This is a genomic window from Cryobacterium sp. MDB1-18-1, assembly GCF_004402735.1.
GTDB classification, from domain to species: domain Bacteria; phylum Actinomycetota; class Actinomycetes; order Actinomycetales; family Microbacteriaceae; genus Cryobacterium; species Cryobacterium glucosi.
In genome coordinates, this window is the sequence record NZ_SOFR01000044.1 from 21,346 (window position 1) to 37,272 (window position 15,927).

A 15,927-nucleotide genomic window follows, 5' to 3' on the forward strand; every position below is an offset into this window, starting at 1 on the left:
CGGGGTGTTACCCGAGATTGGGTGCGCTTGGTGTGGGTGCGCCTGATCTTTTCAGATCAGACGGGACGTACCGACTCGGCCTGTGGCCCCTTTGCCCCGGTTCCCAGTTCGAAGATGACGTGCTGTCCCTCTTCCAAAACCTTGTATCCGTGCATGTCGATGGCGGAATAGTGGACGAAGACGTCCTGTCCGCCGCCGTCGACGGTGATGAAGCCGAAACCCTTTTCAGCGTTGAACCATTTGACGGTTCCGTTCGCCATGTGTAACTCCCCAGTGCTCTGATATTTTCGGCAACCGCCCGTTGGCCGTACCGGGCCTGGCGCATGTGACTGCGTCCATCTGGTCCGACCGGTGGGATGCCCCAGGGGGCAACCGGACGAACGAGATGAGCGACCTGAGTCAAAGATTACTGAAGCCAAGAAAGAACGAAAGGGGGTTGACGAGGAGCCCCCGTGGAGTTATACAACCGGAGGCGAATGGCCGGTCAGGACGTAGGCGTGGTGCTTGACACGAAGTCAGCCCCGACGACGACCGTGAGGTCGGCCCCCGAGGTTGCGAAGTCGCTCGCGAGGAGCACCGTGGATCCCGGAAACGAAGCCGCGACCCCGCGGGCGGCGCCCTCGAGGGTCGCATCGGCGTAGTACACGGTCGTCTTGGTCACGTCTTCGGTGCTCGCGTTACTGAGCGCGCCGACGGTCCAGCCGGCCGCGGAGAGGACTTCCCCGGCAGCCTTGGCGACACCCGTGCCCTTTGTGCCGTTGAGCACGGTCACGGTGAGACTCGGATCGACCGTCGCGACGGCCGTCGGAACGGCGGTCGCGGCATCCGTCGCCGTGTCTGTCGCCGAGCTGGAGGACAGCCCGGGGATCGCGATGTTGAGTTTGTTGCTGAGCGAGGCCATCCCGAAGACTCCGAGGCCGATCAGGACGGCCGTTGCCCCCAGTGCCCACCAGAACGCAACCCAGTGGCGTCCCTTCTTTCCGGGGGCGCGATGGGCGCCCACTCGGTCGAGGGAGTGCGGCAGGTGGTCGAAGCGGTCTTTCGGATAGGTGGGAGGCATTGTGGGGCTGGGTCGATCCTCTTGTCGCGGGCGAATGGGTGGAACATCGGGGTCGAAATCCGGCTGCGCCTAGGGGGCGGGGCTGGTTCGGTGCTCCGGAGCGCGCACTGTCCGGCGCTCCCGTGCCTGCTCACGGGCTGCACGCATCCGCTGCAGGCGTTTCACCAGCATGGGATCGTGAGCCAGGGCAACAGGGGAGTCGATCAAAACGCCCAATAGTTGATAGTACCGGGCCGAGGACAGCCCGAACTCGGAACGGATCGCCTGCTCCTTGGCTCCGGCATGGGTGAACCAGCGCCGTTCGAAGCTCAGGATGCCGCGGTCGCGGTCGGTGAGGCCGCCCGGGGAGTCGGCGGGGTCCGGGTCACGCACGCCGTCCACCATCCACCTCTTTCACCATCGCCATTCGCTGCTCGAATCCTATTTGGCGTCGGCTATGGATTTGCTGGGCCACGCGGGTCGCTCCCTCCCCGGGAGGAAAAGTGCCCGGACAGGCGCGGGAGCGTGCCGGTGAGCGTCCCGGTGGGCGTCTCGGTGTGAAAGTGCTGAACGGGCCCGGGAATCGGAATACGCCCCTGCCGGGCTGAGTTTAAGCTTGCTGGGAGGGTTGGCGGCCACGCTGCACCGCGCCCTCGCCCGATGGGAAGGATGAACCATGGACTACGAAGTCACGAAGTCAGACGCTGAATGGGCCGCGGAACTCGGGCCGGAGAAGTTTGCCGTACTGCGGCAGGCCGCCACCGAGCGTGCCTGGACCGGGGAGCTGCTCGACGAGAGCCGTTCCGGCATCTACACCTGCGGCGCCTGCCACGCCGAACTCTTCAAGAGCGGCACGAAGTTCGATTCCGGGTGCGGCTGGCCGAGCTTCTATGAGTCGGTGCGCCCGGAGGCCGTCGAACTCATCGAAGACACCTCCCTCGGCGTCGTCCGCACCGAGGTGCGCTGCGCGAACTGCGGTTCCCATCTCGGGCACGTCTTCGACGACGGTTTCGGCACCCCGACCGGTGACCGCTACTGCATGAACTCCATCTCGCTCGAGTTCAAGCCGGTCGACTAGACCGTGTCCACGCCGCTCGAGGCGATCGGCGGGCGGCGTTCGTCGTCCGCAGTGACATCGGATGCCCCCTCGCACGACGACCTGCTCCCGCTCGTGGCCGCGTGTGCGCGCGTGGCCGACCACGGGGCCCTGCGACCCTGGCGCCTGATCGAGCTGCGCGGGGACGCCCGCACGCGGCTCGGGGCGGCGTTCGCCGCGGCATCCGCCCGCCTCGCTGCTGAGGCCGGTGCGGAACCGCCGTCCGCTGCGGAGTTGGCCAAGCTCGCGGGCAAGCCGCTTCGGGCATCACTGTTGATCGCGGTCGTCGCGAGCCATCGGGAGAGCGACAAGGTCGAACCGTGGGAACAGGACGTCACAGCGGCGGGTGTCGGACATGCCCTGAGCCTCCTGTTGACACACGCCGGCTGGGGTGTGATGTGGCGCACCGGGGCGTTCACCCGCACCGCTGAGGTGCACCGGCTGCACGGGCTCACCGAATCGGAGGAGTTGCTCGGCTGGCTCTATGTCGGCGGAGTGCCGTCTGGTGCGAAGCCGGGCGTCCGGCTCCCGATCGACCCTGCCGCGCACCTCACCGCCCTCTGACCACCCCCTGACCGCCGCTGACTGCCGCCATTTTCGGTTTTTGAGGGTCGCGCGCCACGTGCGCCGCTTCGCGCCAGGCAGGCCTGGCGCGAAGCGGCGCAGTTGGCGCGCGAAGGCGAGGCTTCACCGTTTCTTCACCTGAACGTCGGCAGAATGTCCCGGGTGCAGCAGGGGCGCGACGTATCCTCGTGGCGTGAGCGCAGAAATCAGCACACTCGTCCGGCCTGACACCATCTCCCTCGGCACGCTGACCGTCCTGCGGACGGCCGCCATAGCACCCCTGATCGCCCACGCTCCTGCTGCCTCCGCCTCCGCGGTTCCGCGGAGGCGGAGGCTCGACGATGCCGAAGCCACCTTCCTGGAACCGCTCGTGGATGTCGTGCTCCGGTTCCTCTGGGCGCTCGTCGGCTGCTATGTCTGGGTCGTCCTCCTCGCCAAGGGGCCGCGGCCCCGCTCGGCGAGCCGGGAGCTCGAGCCGATCGTCTGGCCGCAGGCGGACTACCCCGCTGTGGGACTGCCGGCCATCGGACTGTCGAGCGCCGGCAGCATCCGCCGACCCGTGAGCCCCGACTTCGACCAGATGAGCGCTCGCCCGTAGGTCGCTCGGCCTGCGCGTGCCGTGTTGTCGGACGGATCGCGGAACGCGCAGTCGCGCGGCGCCCACAGCCGGTCGATGGGTCCTGGAGCAGACCCGCCCGGATCGACCCGGGTCGGACCGGATCAGCACGGATCGCTTGGCCCGCCGAGCCGGGTCTGCGAGGCTGGCGGGATGACTGATGCAACGGAGACTGCAGCCAAGACGGATCTGACGCGGTACCTGGTGTCGGGTCGGGAAGCATTGATCTGGAAGCTCGACGGGCTCAGCGAGTACGACGTGCGGCGCCCGCTCGTGCCGACCGGCACCAACCTGCTCGGACTCGTCAAGCACATGGCCGGCGTCGAGGCCGGGTATCTCGGGCTCGTCTTCGGCCGGCCCTTTCCGGAACCGCTGCCGTGGACGGCGGACGACGTCGAGTTCAACGCGGACATGTGGGCGAAGCCGGACGAGTCCCGCGAGTCGCTCATCACCCTCTACCGCCGGGTCGGGGCGCACTCGAGCGCGACGATCGAGGCGCTCACGCTCGACACCATCGGCCGGGTGCCGTGGTGGACGGGCGATCGGAGCGCGGCGAGCCTGCACGAGATCCTCGTGCACCTCATCGCGGAGACGCACCGGCACGCCGGACACGCCGACCTCGTCCGAGAGCTCATCGACGGGGAGGTCGGACTCCGGCAGGGCAACGACAATATGCCGCCGGCCGACCGCGCCTGGTGGGAGGACTACCGGGAACGCGTCGAGGCGGCCGCGCAGGAGTCTGCGGAGCGCTGACCGACGCCGGTGCGACTCAGCGCGAGATGACAGTGCCGCCGAGCGAGGCGATCGCCCGCAGCAGGCGCGGGCCGGCAGCGAACCAGGCCACGATCATCACGACGACCGAGGCCGCGAAGATCCAGAATCCGGTCCAGCCGTCGTCGCTCTGCACGGCGTACATGTGGTTGAGGTTGCGGAGCGCCCCGGTCGCGAAGACCAGGGTCACGTGCACGACGACGAAGACCAGGAAGACGATCATCACGCCGACGTGGACCGCCTTGGTCGGGCGGAGCGGGACGAGTTCGCTCAGCCGGCGTGACGTCCAGAGCGGCGAGAGGCGGATGCCGGTGGCCAGCGCGAGCGGAGCGGCCACGAACACGATGGTGAAGTAGCTCAGGGTCTGGAGGGCGTTGTAGTTCACCCAGCCGTCGGAGACCGGCCAGCCCAGCGAGACGTACTGGAGCGCGGCCGACACGGCGTTGGGAATGATGTCCCAGCTGACCGGAACGATGCGCACCCACTGGCCGGTGACGAAGAGCAGCACGTAGAAGAGGAGCCCGTTGAGCACCCAGAGCACGTCGACCGAGAGGTGCAGCCAGACGTTGATGCCCATCCGGGTGGGCGCTTGTTTCGTGCGTATCAGCCCGGTATTGCGCCGGGTCCAGAACATGGTCGGCCGCCCGGCGCTGCGGACCTGCCAGCCCGAACGCACGATGAAGAGGAGGAAGAAGACGTTGAGCCCATGCTGCCAGGCCAGCCAGGCCGGGAAGCCGACGGGCGCCCCGGACGGCAGCTGCGACGTTCCCGGGAAGTCGGTCAGGAAGGATTGCACGGCCGGCAGCGAGCGGAGGCCCTTGGCGGCGAGCACGGCGGCGGCGAGCAGGCCGATCGCGAGGATGATGGCCACGGCGAGCCTGAACCAGGCGGTTCGACCGAAGCCGAGCAGTCCGGAGCGCTCTGCTGTCACCGGTCTCCCTCCCGGGCGATCGCGTCGTGCGGCATGGGCGTGCGTCCCTCTGGTCTGGCGGCGTCGGTCGACGCGATGGCGCGTTCGAGCGCGACTATGCAATCATCGACCATTTCACGCCCGGCGTCTGCCTGCAGTGTCAAACTACGACATCTTGGCGACGGCTGCGTGCACCCGGTCACCCGGGGCGGTTCAGTTTCCCGTCGAGCCAGAGCGTGTCGGACGCATCGCTGTGCGTGGTCCCGGTCCCGACGTGCTTGGCGTCGATCTTCTCGCCGTTCTTGATGACGTGCACGAGGGCCATCGCGTGACCTCGGCCCAGGTCGAAGTCCGCCTTCAGCCAGTCGACGATCACGCCGGCCTTCGTGGACGGGTCGTCGAACCCCTTCTCGTGGGCGAGGGTGATGAACTCGCGCGGGGTCAGGCCAGTCTTGTCTTCGATGTTGTCGAGGTAGGCCTGGAATGACATCTCTGCTCCTTCGCTGGTGGAATCCGAATCTCGGGCCGGTCCATCAAACCGCCTTCGGGAGCGGGTCGCAATCGTTTGGACCGGAGACCTCCCACATTCGCGGATCCGCTGTCCAGAGATGCGTGTCGGACGCGTGCTAGCGTCGGCGAGATGACGGCTCCCCAAATCACCCTTGGCGCGATCAACCTCGAGGCACATGACCCGACTGCGCTTGCCGATTTCTGGGCGTCGGTCACCGGAGCGACACCCTCACCCGGTGGCGATAGCGTCTACCTGCCGCCGGCCGGCGCGAACGGGTTCGGGATGTTCTTCCGGCCTTGTGACTCCCCCCATCCGAATCGCCGCGGCGCCCACCTGGACCTCACCGTCCCGTGGGGGTCACGACGTGCTGAGGTCGAACGTCTCCTCGGCCTGGGCGCCGTCTACCAGTGGGACGTCCTGGACGAGTTCCCACACGTGCAGTGGACCACACTGGCGGACCCGGAAGGCAACCTCTTCTGCCTGGCCGAGCATCCGCCCGCGGAGGGATCAACTCAGGACCAGTGACGTCAAGATTCTGCACGCTGGTAGCCCTGAACGCTGCACTGGCGGCACTGTGCGCAATCGGGCTGGTCACCGAATAAGAATTTCGGACGCCCTTCGGGGCTAGTCCAATGGGATGCCCGGGTCCCGGACGATATCTTCGAGAGGGATGCTCGGCTCGCCGGCTTCCAGCTCCGCGAGCGGATGAGCGGCCGTTACGTCCTCGGTACCGTCAGCCAGGGCGCGCGTGGACACCGCCGGGTCCAGCGGCACCACGCCAGTCAAGTACTCCTCAAGGTCCGCGATTTCCCGTGCGAGTGCGTCACCGCGACGGTACATGCGCAACGGTGTCGAGATGACGTGCCGCGCTGCGATCTCTGAGCAACCCAGAAGGCGACGGACTCGCTCCGCGGCGTCATCGTCACTCGACGCAGCAACGACGGCCCGAGAAACCTCCTCGATGCGGTTCCGGGCCGCGAGTAGCGTCCTCAATCTCTCCAGCCGATCTACCTCCCGAGCGAGTTCCTCTGCATTCATGTGAGTCAGCGTAGCCACCCCGAATGGCACACTGGTCTCGTGCTCACCGAACACGCCTTACTGCCCATCATCGCCGGACGAGAAGTTGAATTCGAGCGAGCCTTCACCCTGGCTCGCCCGATCATCGCCTCCATGCCCGGATGCCTCAGCGTGTCGTTGTCGCGGTCTCTCGAGTCGCAGAGCACGTACCTACTGCTGGTCGAGTGGGAGGATCTGCTCGACCACACGATCGGGTTCCGGCAGTCGCCGCAGTACCGGGATAGGCGAGATTCTCGGCGAGACAACCGCTCATCATGACCGGATCGGCGTGGATCCCAGTGTTTTCAAGGGGTGTGGGGCCGGCCACGGGACTTGAACCCGTAACCCCCACTTTACAAGAGTGGTGCGCTACCAATTGCGCCAGGCCGGCATGAGGCGGATTCCCGCCTCGGTCCCCCATCCTAAATGACGAACGGGCTCCGCGGGGCCAGACCGGCAGCATCCGCCGGTCGGGAGCCCGCTGCGGACGAAAACTGCGGACCCGTCGAGGATCAGCCCGCCGGGGTCGGCGTGGGCGTCGGCGTCGACGTCGAGTAGGTCTCTCCGGCGGACTGCAGCACGAATGCGGCGAATTCCTTGGGGTCATCGAGGGCGCCCGAGTACTGCTTGCCGTTCACGAGCACGGTCGGAGTGCCGGTCACGGCCTCGACCGTGGTGTTGGGCAGCGGCCCGGACAACGCCCGGTTGGTCGCAGCGACGACCCAGGCCTTGTAGCGCACGTCGGTGATGCAGGTATTGATCTCCGAAACGGATGACGCGACTCCGGAGCTCGTCACGAGCCCCATGATCGCTGCGTCGTCCAGCCCTGCGGTGCCTTCCTTCGGCTGGTTCGCGAAGAGTGCGGCATTGAAGGTGAAGAAGTCATTGGGGGAATAGTTGGCGACGCACGCGGCAGCGTTCGCCGAGCGGAGCGAGTACTGGGTTCCAGCCGACTTGCTGGTCAGGATAGAGATCGGGTGGATCTCGACCGTTGCGGCACCCGAGGTGACCCACTTCACGATCTGGTCGCTGTTGGTCGTTTCGAACTGGCCGCAGAACGGGCACAGGTAATCGACGTACACGCGGATGTCGGCGACGGTTCCGGTCGCATCCGGTGTGGACGGCACGGCGTCGGCGCCGGCCTTGAGGGCCGTGGTCTCGGTGACCTTCATGCCCTCGCCGATGAGAACGCCGTCACTGGCCATGTTCGCGGGGCCGGGGCCTGCGGGGCGGATCGAATTCATGACGACGAGTGCGATGACCGCGACGATCGCGAGTGCGACAACCAGGATGCCGCCCTGCAGCAGGAACCGGTTGCGACGGTTCTTCTTCTTCTGCTCGACACGCAGCTGGGTAGCCTTCGTGCGGACCGCGTCGCGTCGCTTATTTCGGGAAGGTCGACTCTCGCCAGATCCGCCAATAGTCATGAATGCTCGCTTCGGGTAGGTCTTTGGATCGACATTTCCTATGTAAATGCCCTCCAAATAATAGGACTCCAGTCTGGGAAATGACCAGACAGGGGCTGCCTTGCGACGCGTCCGCAGGGCAAAACCGCCGCAGACCCCCTGTTCGGGCGTGTCATACTGGAACAGTCGGATCCTGCCATGATGCGCAGGCCGACAATAAATCCCATCACTACGGATCGTCCGGCACGTACCTGCCGGTGAAGGAGAATACCGAAAATGGCTTCAGTCACCTTTGACAAAGCAACCCGTCTCTACCCGGGTTCCACCCGCCCCGCGGTCGACCACCTCGACCTGTCGGTTGCCGATGGTGAATTCCTCGTCCTCGTCGGTCCCTCCGGCTGTGGAAAGTCAACGTCCCTGCGCATGCTCGCCGGCCTCGAAGAGGTCAACGACGGCAACATCTTCATCGGTGAGCGCAATGTGACGGATGTTCCCCCGAAGGACCGCGACATCGCGATGGTCTTCCAGAACTACGCGCTGTACCCGCACATGACGGTGGCCGAGAACATGGGCTTTGCGCTCAAGATCGCCGGCGTCAACAAGGACGAGCGCGCCGCCCGCGTTCTCGAAGCCGCCAAGCTGCTCGACCTCGAGCCGTACCTCAGCCGCAAGCCGAAGGCCCTCTCGGGTGGCCAGCGTCAGCGCGTCGCCATGGGCCGTGCCATCGTGCGTCAGCCCCAGGTGTTCCTCATGGACGAGCCGCTGTCGAACCTCGACGCCAAGCTCCGCGTGCAGACCCGCACCCAGATCGCCTCGCTGCAGCGTCGCCTCGGCGTCACGACCGTCTACGTCACCCACGACCAGACGGAAGCCCTCACCATGGGTGACCGCATCGCGGTCCTCAAGGATGGCGTGCTCCAGCAGGTCGGTACCCCGCGCGACCTGTACGCCAAGCCGAACAACGTCTTCGTCGCCGGATTCATCGGCAGCCCGGCCATGAACCTCTTCCTCGCGGACACCGTCGAGGGTGGCATCAAGTTCGGCACCGCCACGATCCCCGTCGCCCGCGAGATCATCGCCGGCGCGACCGGCCCGAAGGTCACCATCGGTGTCCGCCCCGAGGACATCCACCTCTCGACCACGCACGGCGAGGGCCTCGAGGTGAGCGTCGACCTGGTCGAAGAGCTCGGCGCCGACGGTTACCTCTACGGTCACTCCACGGTCGAGGGCAAGCGCACCGACATCGTCGCCCGCGTCGACGGCCGTTCACACCCGAACGCCGGAGAGACGGTCTACCTGACGCCGACCGCGCACCACCTGCACGTCTTCGACGCCGAGAGCGGCCTCCGCCTCGGTGGAGCCGTCGCCGACTAGTCGACAACGATTCACCAGAACGGCCGGGCGGATTCATTCCGCCCGGCCGTTCTGCGTCCCGGCAACCCGGGACAGCCCCTGTCCGCGGGGCATCCGGCACCGGCCGCCAACCCGCACCGGTAGGCTCAATCCATGAGCGGTTCTGTCAACATCACCTCGGCCACGGCCGACCCGGCCCTCCTCGACCTGCCCTGGCACCTGCCGCTGGACGCCTGGCCGAACGAGAACATCGCCGCCCTGCCGAAGGGCCTCTCCCGTCACCTCGTACGGTTCGCGCACCTCAGCGGTCGCGTCGTCGCGATCAAGGAAACCACGAGCGAGATGGCCAAGCGCGAGTACGAAATGCTCCGCACCCTCCAGGGACTCGAAATCCCCTGCGTCGAGCCGCTCGCCGTGATCACGAACCGCACCAACGAAGACGGCGAGCCGCTGAACTCGGTCCTCGTCACCCGGCACCTCAAGTTCTCACTCCCCTACCGCGCCCTGTACTCGCAGACGCTGCGACCGACGACCGCGACCCGCCTCGTCGACGCCCTCGCCCTGCTGCTCGTGCGCGTGCACATGGCGGGCCTGTTCTGGGGCGACGTCTCGCTCTCCAACACTCTCTTCCGCCGCGATGCCGGCGCCTTCGCCGCCTATCTCGTCGACGCGGAGACCGGGCAGCTCTACCCTGGCGGCCTGTCCAAGGGCCAGCGCGAGAACGACCTCGAGATCGCCAGGGTCAACATCGCCGGCGAGCTGATGGACCTCGAGGCCGGCGGCCGCGCCGCGGACGAACTCGACCCGATCCGGGTCAGCAACGGCATCGTGAACGCCTACCGGCTGCTCTGGACCGAGCTGACCGGCTCCGAATCCTTCGCGAGTTCCGAGCGCTGGCGCATCACCGAACGCGTCGAGCGCCTGAACGACCTCGGCTTCGACATCGAGGAACTCGCCATCAAGACGGATGCGACCGGCTCGACCGTGCGCATCCAGCCCAAGGTCGTTGACGCGGGGCACCACCAGCGCCGCCTGCTGCGGCTGACCGGCCTCGACGCCGAGGAGAACCAGGCCCGGCGCCTGCTCAACGACCTCGACGCCTATCGCCTCGCATACGGCGACCCGGCGAGCGACGAAGAAGCCCTCGCCCACGAGTGGGTCGTCCGGGTCTTCGAACCCGTCATCCGCGCGATTCCGCGCGACCTCAAGGGCAAGCTCGAGCCGGCAGAGGTGTTCCACCAGCTGCTCGACCACCGCTGGTACATGGCCCAGAACCAGTCCAGGGACATCCCGCTCGCCGAAGCGGTCACGTCCTATGTGCAGGATGTCCTGCGTCACCGCCGCGACGAGGCGACCGTGATCGAACCCGCGACCGGGTCCATCACGCTTCCGATCGACGTCACGAACGACGACGTCGCCGCGGGCGCCGGCGATACCAGCGCTGACGACGCCCAGGACTGGCGCCTCAAGGTCTAGACGTCCGGTCGGGCGACGTCCGGATGCCGCGGTCCGGGGCATCCTCCGTCATGGCGAACCCTGACCCGGTGAAGGGTCAGGCGGTGGCGGCTGCCTTGGCGGCGGCGAGCTTGACGGCCTTGGCGACCTTCGCTGCCGCGCGCAGGCGGGAGATCTCGTAGAGCGTAACGCTCGCGGCGATGCCGGCGTTGAGGGACTCGGTGCTCGCGCTGATCGGGATCGAGACGATTGCGTCGCAGGTTTCGGTGACGAGGCGCGACAGGCCCTTGCCCTCGCTGCCGACGACGACGACGATCGGGCGCTCCGCGAAGCCGAGGCCGAGCTCGGGCAGCGAGGTGTCTCCGCCGCCGTCGAGGCCGATCACAAGCACACCGACCTCCTTGAGCGACTTGAGCGTCTGGGTGAGGTTGCTCGCCATGGCGACGGGCGTGCGCGCTGCCGCACCGGCGGAGGTCTTCCACGCGGAAGCCGTGACGCCGACCGACCGGCGCTGGGGCACGATCACGCCGTGGCCGCCGAATGCCGCGGTCGAACGGATGATGGCGCCCAGGTTGCGGGGATCGGTGATGCCGTCGAGGGCGACGAACAACGGCTTGAAGCCGCGGCTGATCGTGAGCTCGAGGAGCTCCATCGGGTGCGCGTACTCGTACGCGGGCACCTTGAGCGCGAGGCCCTGGTGCACGGCGTCGCGGCCGGCGAGGCGGTCGAGTTCCGGGCGCATCACTTCGAGCACGGGGATGCCGCGGCCCGTCGCGAGGGTCAGGACCTCCTTGACCCGGTCATCCATTTCAATGCGGGTTGCGATGTACAGGGTGCTCGCGGGGATCTTCGCGCGCAGGGCCTCGAGCACCGAGTTGCGCCCGGTGACGATCTCATGCTCGTCGATCGACTTCGCCTTGCGGGTGGAGGTGCCACCGCCGCCGGAGTTGGCGGTGGAGCGCTGCCCGCCCTGCGAACCCGTCGTGGGGCGGCTGCGGCCACCGCCGGCCGCTGCGAAGCGGTCCTGGGCGGCCTTGCGCTTCCCGGCGGGGTGGTACGGACGGTCTTCGGCCTTGGGCGTGGGCTTCTTACCCTCGAGGGCCTGGCGGCCCTGTCCGCCGGAGCCGACCTGGGGGCCGCGGCTGCCCTTGCGCACGGACCCGGTGCGAGCCTTGCGGTCTGTGTTCTTCATCAGTCAAAACTCCAATGCGCACCCGAGGGGGTGTCTTCGATGGTAATTCCGGCGGCGACGAGCTCGTCCCGGATACGGTCTGCGGCCTTGTAGTCGCGGCTTTCCCTGGCGGTCTCCCGGTCGGAGAGCAGGCGCTCGACGAGGGCGGTGAGTGCGACCATGGCTGGTTCGTCCGTCGCGACGGCCCAGCCGGGCGACAGGGGGTTGATGCCGAGGACCTCGCTCATGGCGAGCACCTGGCCACGGGCGGCAGCGGCGGCGCGCAAGTCTTCGGCGTCGAGCGCCGCGTTGCCGGTGCGCACGGTCTCGTGCAACACGGCGAGGGCCTGGGGCACGGCGAGGTCGTCGTCCATGGCGACCGCGAACTCGTCGGGGACGAGCTCGACGCCGCTCGAGGCGAAACGCGTCTCGGCGAGGCGGCGGTCGGCCCTGTCGAGGAAGCTCTCGATGCGTTCGAGGGCGGCTTCGGCCTCGGCAAGGGAGTGGTCGGTGTAGTCGATCGTGGAGCGGTAGTGCGCGGCTCCGAGGTAGTAGCGCACGACGATGGCCCTGGCCTGGTCGAGCAGCTCGGCAGCAAAGACGGAGTTGCCGAGGGACTTGGACATCTTCTGGCCGTGCACATGCACGAGGCCGTTGTGCATCCAGTACTTCGCGAACGCGTCGCCGGCCGCCGTTGACTGGGCGAGTTCGTTCTCATGGTGCGGGAACCGCAGGTCGAGGCCGCCGCCGTGGATGTCGAAGCCCGCGCCGAGGTAACGGCTCGCCATCGCGGAGCACTCGATGTGCCAGCCGGGCCGGCCTGGTCCCCAGGGGGATGGCCAGGACGCCGAGGCCGGTTCGTCGGCCTTGTGACCCTTCCAAAGGGCGAAGTCGCGCGGGTCGTTCTTGCCACGCGGGTCGGCGTCCGCCGCCGCTTCCATGTCGCCGCGACCCTGGCGGGTGAGCGCCCCGTACTCCGCCCAGCTGTTGGTGTCGAAGTAGACGTCGCCGGAGCCGTCGGCCGCCGGATACGCGTGGCCGCGGTCGATCAGTCGGGTGATCAGGTCCTGCATCTGCTGGATGCTCGCCGTCGCACGTGGCTCGTACGTGGGGGCGAGGATGCCGAGGCGCTGGTACCCGGCCGTGAACTCGAGTTCGTAGCGGTAGGCGAGCGCCCACCACTGCTCTGCGGTGCCTGCCGCGTTGGCGAGGATCTTGTCGTCGATGTCGGTGACGTTGCGGATGAACGTGACGTCGAAGCCGCGGTAGGTGAGCCAGCGCCGGAGCTGGTCGTAGACCAGGGCGCTGCGCAGGTGGCCGATGTGCGGAGACGACTGCACGGTCGGCCCGCACACGTAGATACCGACCGCACCGGGGGTCGTCGGAATGAAGTCGCGCAAGGCCTGGGCCCGGGAATCGTACAGTTGGATCGTCACACGTCCCAGCTTAGAACAGGGCCGGTTTCCGGCAGCGGGATGAGGGGCACGATGAGGGCCGTCGCGAGGGCCGCGATGCCCTCGCCGCGCCCGGTGAAACCGAGCCGGTCCGTCGTCGTTGCGGACACGCTGACCGGCGCGGACAGTATCCCGCTGAGGTATTCCTCGGCCTCGAGTCGGCGCGGGCCGACCTTCGGGCGATTGCCGATGATCTGGACGGTGACGTTGCCGACCCGGAACCCGGCCGCGGTGACCCGGCGGAGGGTTTCGCGGAGGAACACGTCGCCGTGCGCACCTTCGAGACGCGGGTCGGCCACGCCGAAGACACCGCCGACGTCGCCGAGGCCGGCCGCGGACAAGAGCGCGTCGCAGATGGCGTGCACGGCGGCGTCGCCGTCGCTGTGCCCGGAGAGGCCGCGCTCCCCCGGCCAGTGCAGGCCGGCGAGCCAGAGCGGCGAGGCATCGTCGTACCCGTGCACGTCGAGGCCCGAACCGATCCGCGGTGACGGCGCCTCGGCCTGCTGGCCGACCGCGGCGGCATCCGTGCGGGCACGCTCGTCGAGGAGGGCCTCGGCCCGGTGCAGGTCCCACGGGGTCGTGATCTTGAACGCGAGCGGGTCTCCGGGGATGACCCCGACCGGATGTCCGGCGGCCGCGACGATCTCGGCGTCGTCGGTCGGGGTGCCCGCGGGGTCTGCGGCGCTCATGGCGGCGAGCAGCACGCCCCGGGGAAAGCCCTGCGGCGTCTGCACGGCCGAGAGGGCCGAACGGTCGACCGTCGCGCGGATGGTGCCCTCGGCGTCGACGTGCTTGATGGTGTCGACGAGGGCGAGACCGGGGACGATGCCGTGCCCGGTCGACCGCACAGCGGCGACGACGGCGTCGCACAGTCCGGCAGGGGTGAGTGCGCGGGCGGCATCGTGCACGAGGACAGTCTCGACGCCCGGGCGCAGCACGGCGAGGCCCCGGTTGACAGAGTCAGCACGAGTGGGGCCGCCCACCACGACGTCGACGTACGACGCGACAGCCCCGGCGGCGGATGCCGCGATCACCCGGGCCTCGGAGAGGTGGCTGTCCGGCGCCACGACGATCACCTGGGCAGGTTCGACCATTCCGAACACGGAACCGAGCGCGCGCTCGAGGAGCGTGCGACCCCTGAGCAGGACGAACGCCTTCGGCTCCGTCGCTCCGAGCCTGGCGCCACTGCCCGCGGCGACGACGATGACCGCGACCGCGGGGGCTGCGTATTCAGTCATGTCTGGAGGCTATCTGTTGGAGGGCGGATGCTGCGGGATAGTTCACACCGGAACGTTCACACCGGAACGTGCGAAAGGCGGCACCTCGCGGCGCCGCCTTTCAGCGTGTGAAAAAAGTCAGGGTGGGTCAGGAAGCCAGAACCTCGTCGAGGACCGTTGAGGCCTTCTCTTCGTCGGTCTTTTCGGCGAGGGCCAGCTCGCTGATCAGGATCTGGCGGGCCTTGGCGAGCATCCGCTTCTCACCGGCGGACAGGCCGCGGTCCTGGTCGCGGCGCCACAGGTCGCGGACGACCTCTGACACCTTGATGACATCGCCGGAGGCGAGCTTTTCGAGGTTGGCCTTGTACCGGCGGGACCAGTTGGTGGGCTCCTCGGTGAACGGGGCGCGCAGCACCTCGAACACCTTGTCGAGGCCCTCACGACCGATCACGTCGCGCACGCCGACGAGGTCGACGTTCTCGGCGGGAACCTCGATGGTGAGGTCTCCCTGAGTGACGTTGAGCTTCAGGTACAGTTTTTCCTCACCCTTGATGATCCGCGTCTTCACTTCCGTGATTGTCGCGGCACCGTGGTGGGGATAAACGACGGTTTCGCCTACTTCAAAAAGCATGTATGGATATCCCTTCAGCAACGTCTAGGATACCACAGTGAGGGGTGGTAGGGTTTGCGACCCTGACCGGGGCATGGGCCGGCGGGGCCACGAGGCCGGCCTCCCCGATACGCTAGGCTCGAAGCGAAATCTGCGGCGTTCGCGCCTTCAGGCGCACCGTCGAACTGTTGGAGGTCTTGTGAGGGCTCGAGTCTTGCTGTCCGTGTTGCTGACGGCCGGTATCCTGCTGGGTACCAGTGGATGCAACCTGCTGGCCCCGCAGTCAACGACCAAACACTACGACGCGAGCGACGGGGTCAGCGGCAACGTCGGCGACCTGCAGGTCCGCAACGCGATCGTGCTCTCGACGGACGGAAAGACCGGGAGCCTCCTCGTCACCGTGGTCAACCCGAGCGATTCAGCGCACAGCCTGTCCGTGCAGTACACGGCCACGACCGGCAAGGTCACCCAGCAGCTGACACTGAAGCCTCAGTCGAGCACCGCGATCGGTGCGACCGGCGGCCCCGGGATCACCCTCGAGAACATCGACGCCCCGCTCGGCTCGCTGTTCCCCGTCTACTTCCAGTACGGCACCGAGACCGGCCTCCAGTTGCTCACGCCGGTACTCGACGGCACGCTCCCCCAGTACTCGACCCTGCTGCCGACCACGGCGCCGTAGCGCCCGGCAGACGCAGGCA

The 15,927-nt window shown here is 67.6% G+C and carries 21 protein-coding genes and 1 tRNA gene; 9 read left to right on the forward strand and 13 right to left on the reverse strand.

The window, feature by feature from the left end:
• Positions 1-56: 56 nt before the first annotated feature.
• From E3O50_RS09545 to E3O50_RS09555, 3 genes are all read right to left on the reverse strand, one after another.
• A complete protein-coding gene (locus E3O50_RS09545) occupies positions 57-260 on the reverse strand; it encodes a cold-shock protein (RefSeq protein WP_134362230.1) in 204 nt (67 codons plus the stop codon).
• Positions 261-484: 224 nt separating this feature from the next.
• Complete coding sequence (locus E3O50_RS09550; RefSeq protein WP_134450048.1) at positions 485-1,060, reverse strand: LytR C-terminal domain-containing protein; 576 nt, start codon at positions 1,058-1,060, stop codon at positions 485-487.
• A gap of 69 nt (positions 1,061-1,129) precedes the next feature.
• On the reverse strand, positions 1,130-1,444 hold the full coding sequence (locus E3O50_RS09555) for a DUF3263 domain-containing protein (protein WP_134450047.1): 315 nt from the start codon (positions 1,442-1,444) through the stop codon (positions 1,130-1,132).
• A gap of 271 nt (positions 1,445-1,715) precedes the next feature.
• Between E3O50_RS09555 and msrB the strand changes: the two genes are divergently transcribed.
• From msrB to E3O50_RS09575, 4 genes are all read left to right on the forward strand, one after another.
• Positions 1,716-2,117 carry a peptide-methionine (R)-S-oxide reductase MsrB gene (gene msrB, locus E3O50_RS09560; protein WP_134450046.1) on the forward strand — a complete coding sequence of 134 codons (402 nt, stop codon included), beginning with the start codon at positions 1,716-1,718 and terminating at the stop codon, positions 2,115-2,117.
• A 3-nt stretch (positions 2,118-2,120) separates the two neighbouring features.
• The gene (locus tag E3O50_RS09565) at positions 2,121-2,699 is read left to right on the forward strand and encodes a nitroreductase family protein (RefSeq protein WP_134450045.1); all 579 of its coding nucleotides are present in this window, start codon (positions 2,121-2,123) and stop codon (positions 2,697-2,699) included.
• Between the two features lie 193 nt (positions 2,700-2,892).
• Complete coding sequence (locus E3O50_RS09570) at positions 2,893-3,297, forward strand: hypothetical protein (protein ID WP_134558854.1); 405 nt, start codon at positions 2,893-2,895, stop codon at positions 3,295-3,297.
• A 171-nt stretch (positions 3,298-3,468) separates the two neighbouring features.
• Positions 3,469-4,068: a DinB family protein gene (locus tag E3O50_RS09575; RefSeq protein ID WP_134450043.1), complete on the forward strand. Its 600-nt coding sequence runs from the start codon at positions 3,469-3,471 to the stop codon at positions 4,066-4,068.
• 16 nt (positions 4,069-4,084) lie between these two features.
• On the opposite strand, the gene E3O50_RS09580 is transcribed toward E3O50_RS09575, so the two are convergent.
• The 3 genes from E3O50_RS09580 to E3O50_RS09585 are packed head-to-tail and all read right to left on the reverse strand — an operon-like array spanning position 4,085 to position 5,486.
• Complete coding sequence (locus tag E3O50_RS09580) at positions 4,085-5,017, reverse strand: hypothetical protein (RefSeq protein ID WP_166787425.1); 933 nt, start codon at positions 5,015-5,017, stop codon at positions 4,085-4,087.
• Complete coding sequence (locus E3O50_RS19125; RefSeq protein WP_166787424.1) at positions 5,014-5,160, reverse strand: hypothetical protein; 147 nt, start codon at positions 5,158-5,160, stop codon at positions 5,014-5,016. The genes E3O50_RS09580 and E3O50_RS19125 overlap by 4 nt, the downstream gene beginning before the upstream one ends.
• Before the next feature lie 35 nt (positions 5,161-5,195).
• A complete protein-coding gene (locus E3O50_RS09585) occupies positions 5,196-5,486 on the reverse strand; it encodes a DUF4287 domain-containing protein (RefSeq protein WP_134450042.1) in 291 nt (96 codons plus the stop codon).
• Between the two features lie 150 nt (positions 5,487-5,636).
• Here E3O50_RS09585 and E3O50_RS09590 point away from each other — a divergent pair, with 150 nt between their 5' ends.
• The gene (locus E3O50_RS09590) at positions 5,637-6,032 is read left to right on the forward strand and encodes a VOC family protein (RefSeq protein ID WP_134450041.1); all 396 of its coding nucleotides are present in this window, start codon (positions 5,637-5,639) and stop codon (positions 6,030-6,032) included.
• A gap of 99 nt (positions 6,033-6,131) precedes the next feature.
• Here E3O50_RS09590 and E3O50_RS09595 read toward each other — a convergent pair whose 3' ends face one another.
• Positions 6,132-6,545: a hypothetical protein gene (locus tag E3O50_RS09595; protein ID WP_134450040.1), complete on the reverse strand. Its 414-nt coding sequence runs from the start codon at positions 6,543-6,545 to the stop codon at positions 6,132-6,134.
• Positions 6,546-6,584: 39 nt separating this feature from the next.
• On the opposite strand from E3O50_RS09595, the gene E3O50_RS09600 reads away from it, so the two are divergent.
• Positions 6,585-6,842: an antibiotic biosynthesis monooxygenase family protein gene (locus E3O50_RS09600; protein ID WP_134450039.1), complete on the forward strand. Its 258-nt coding sequence runs from the start codon at positions 6,585-6,587 to the stop codon at positions 6,840-6,842.
• 36 nt (positions 6,843-6,878) lie between these two features.
• Here the strand turns inward: E3O50_RS09600 and E3O50_RS09605 are convergent.
• Together E3O50_RS09605 and E3O50_RS09610 are read right to left on the reverse strand one after the other, a co-directional pair.
• A tRNA-Thr gene (locus E3O50_RS09605) sits at positions 6,879-6,954 on the reverse strand.
• 121 nt (positions 6,955-7,075) lie between these two features.
• Positions 7,076-7,990 (reverse strand): thioredoxin domain-containing protein, encoded by a 915-nt coding sequence (locus tag E3O50_RS09610; RefSeq protein WP_134450031.1) that lies wholly within the window; start codon positions 7,988-7,990, stop codon positions 7,076-7,078.
• 255 nt (positions 7,991-8,245) lie between these two features.
• Here E3O50_RS09610 and ugpC point away from each other — a divergent pair, with 255 nt between their 5' ends.
• Complete coding sequence (ugpC, locus tag E3O50_RS09615; RefSeq protein WP_134450030.1) at positions 8,246-9,343, forward strand: sn-glycerol-3-phosphate ABC transporter ATP-binding protein UgpC; 1,098 nt, start codon at positions 8,246-8,248, stop codon at positions 9,341-9,343.
• 132 nt (positions 9,344-9,475) lie between these two features.
• Positions 9,476-10,798 carry a DUF4032 domain-containing protein gene (locus tag E3O50_RS09620; RefSeq protein WP_134450029.1) on the forward strand — a complete coding sequence of 441 codons (1,323 nt, stop codon included), beginning with the start codon at positions 9,476-9,478 and terminating at the stop codon, positions 10,796-10,798.
• Positions 10,799-10,874: 76 nt separating this feature from the next.
• Here E3O50_RS09620 and rlmB read toward each other — a convergent pair whose 3' ends face one another.
• The 4 genes from rlmB to E3O50_RS09640 all read right to left on the reverse strand — a co-directional run bounded on the left by rlmB (position 10,875) and on the right by E3O50_RS09640 (position 15,250).
• Positions 10,875-11,969: a 23S rRNA (guanosine(2251)-2'-O)-methyltransferase RlmB gene (rlmB, locus tag E3O50_RS09625; RefSeq protein ID WP_134450028.1), complete on the reverse strand. Its 1,095-nt coding sequence runs from the start codon at positions 11,967-11,969 to the stop codon at positions 10,875-10,877.
• Complete coding sequence (gene cysS / locus E3O50_RS09630) at positions 11,969-13,384, reverse strand: cysteine--tRNA ligase (protein WP_134558856.1); 1,416 nt, start codon at positions 13,382-13,384, stop codon at positions 11,969-11,971. The genes rlmB and cysS overlap by 1 nt, the downstream gene beginning before the upstream one ends.
• Positions 13,381-14,640 (reverse strand): 2-C-methyl-D-erythritol 4-phosphate cytidylyltransferase, encoded by a 1,260-nt coding sequence (gene ispD, locus E3O50_RS09635; RefSeq protein ID WP_134558858.1) that lies wholly within the window; start codon positions 14,638-14,640, stop codon positions 13,381-13,383. The genes cysS and ispD overlap by 4 nt, the downstream gene beginning before the upstream one ends.
• 127 nt (positions 14,641-14,767) lie before the next feature.
• Positions 14,768-15,250 carry a CarD family transcriptional regulator gene (locus E3O50_RS09640; protein WP_035879449.1) on the reverse strand — a complete coding sequence of 161 codons (483 nt, stop codon included), beginning with the start codon at positions 15,248-15,250 and terminating at the stop codon, positions 14,768-14,770.
• 178 nt (positions 15,251-15,428) lie between these two features.
• Here E3O50_RS09640 and E3O50_RS09645 point away from each other — a divergent pair, with 178 nt between their 5' ends.
• On the forward strand, positions 15,429-15,908 hold the full coding sequence (locus E3O50_RS09645) for a hypothetical protein (RefSeq protein ID WP_134558860.1): 480 nt from the start codon (positions 15,429-15,431) through the stop codon (positions 15,906-15,908).
• Positions 15,909-15,927 lie beyond the last annotated feature (19 nt).

Coding starts and splice junctions, on each gene's coding strand:
- E3O50_RS09555 (WP_134450047.1), bottom strand. CDS start 1,444: ATGGTGGACGGCGTGCGTGACCCGGACCCCGCCGACTCCCCGGGCGGC.
- ugpC (WP_134450030.1), top strand. CDS start 8,246: ATGGCTTCAGTCACCTTTGACAAAGCAACCCGTCTCTACCCGGGTTCC.
- E3O50_RS09610 (WP_134450031.1), bottom strand. CDS start 7,990: ATGACTATTGGCGGATCTGGCGAGAGTCGACCTTCCCGAAATAAGCGA.
- E3O50_RS09590 (WP_134450041.1), top strand. CDS start 5,637: ATGACGGCTCCCCAAATCACCCTTGGCGCGATCAACCTCGAGGCACAT.
- E3O50_RS09545 (WP_134362230.1), bottom strand. CDS start 260: ATGGCGAACGGAACCGTCAAATGGTTCAACGCTGAAAAGGGTTTCGGC.
- E3O50_RS09550 (WP_134450048.1), bottom strand. CDS start 1,060: ATGCCTCCCACCTATCCGAAAGACCGCTTCGACCACCTGCCGCACTCC.
- E3O50_RS09585 (WP_134450042.1), bottom strand. CDS start 5,486: ATGTCATTCCAGGCCTACCTCGACAACATCGAAGACAAGACTGGCCTG.
- E3O50_RS09595 (WP_134450040.1), bottom strand. CDS start 6,545: ATGAATGCAGAGGAACTCGCTCGGGAGGTAGATCGGCTGGAGAGATTG.
- rlmB (WP_134450028.1), bottom strand. CDS start 11,969: ATGAAGAACACAGACCGCAAGGCTCGCACCGGGTCCGTGCGCAAGGGC.
- ispD (WP_134558858.1), bottom strand. CDS start 14,640: ATGACTGAATACGCAGCCCCCGCGGTCGCGGTCATCGTCGTCGCCGCG.
- E3O50_RS09640 (WP_035879449.1), bottom strand. CDS start 15,250: ATGCTTTTTGAAGTAGGCGAAACCGTCGTTTATCCCCACCACGGTGCC.
- E3O50_RS09575 (WP_134450043.1), top strand. CDS start 3,469: ATGACTGATGCAACGGAGACTGCAGCCAAGACGGATCTGACGCGGTAC.
- msrB (WP_134450046.1), top strand. CDS start 1,716: ATGGACTACGAAGTCACGAAGTCAGACGCTGAATGGGCCGCGGAACTC.
- E3O50_RS09620 (WP_134450029.1), top strand. CDS start 9,476: ATGAGCGGTTCTGTCAACATCACCTCGGCCACGGCCGACCCGGCCCTC.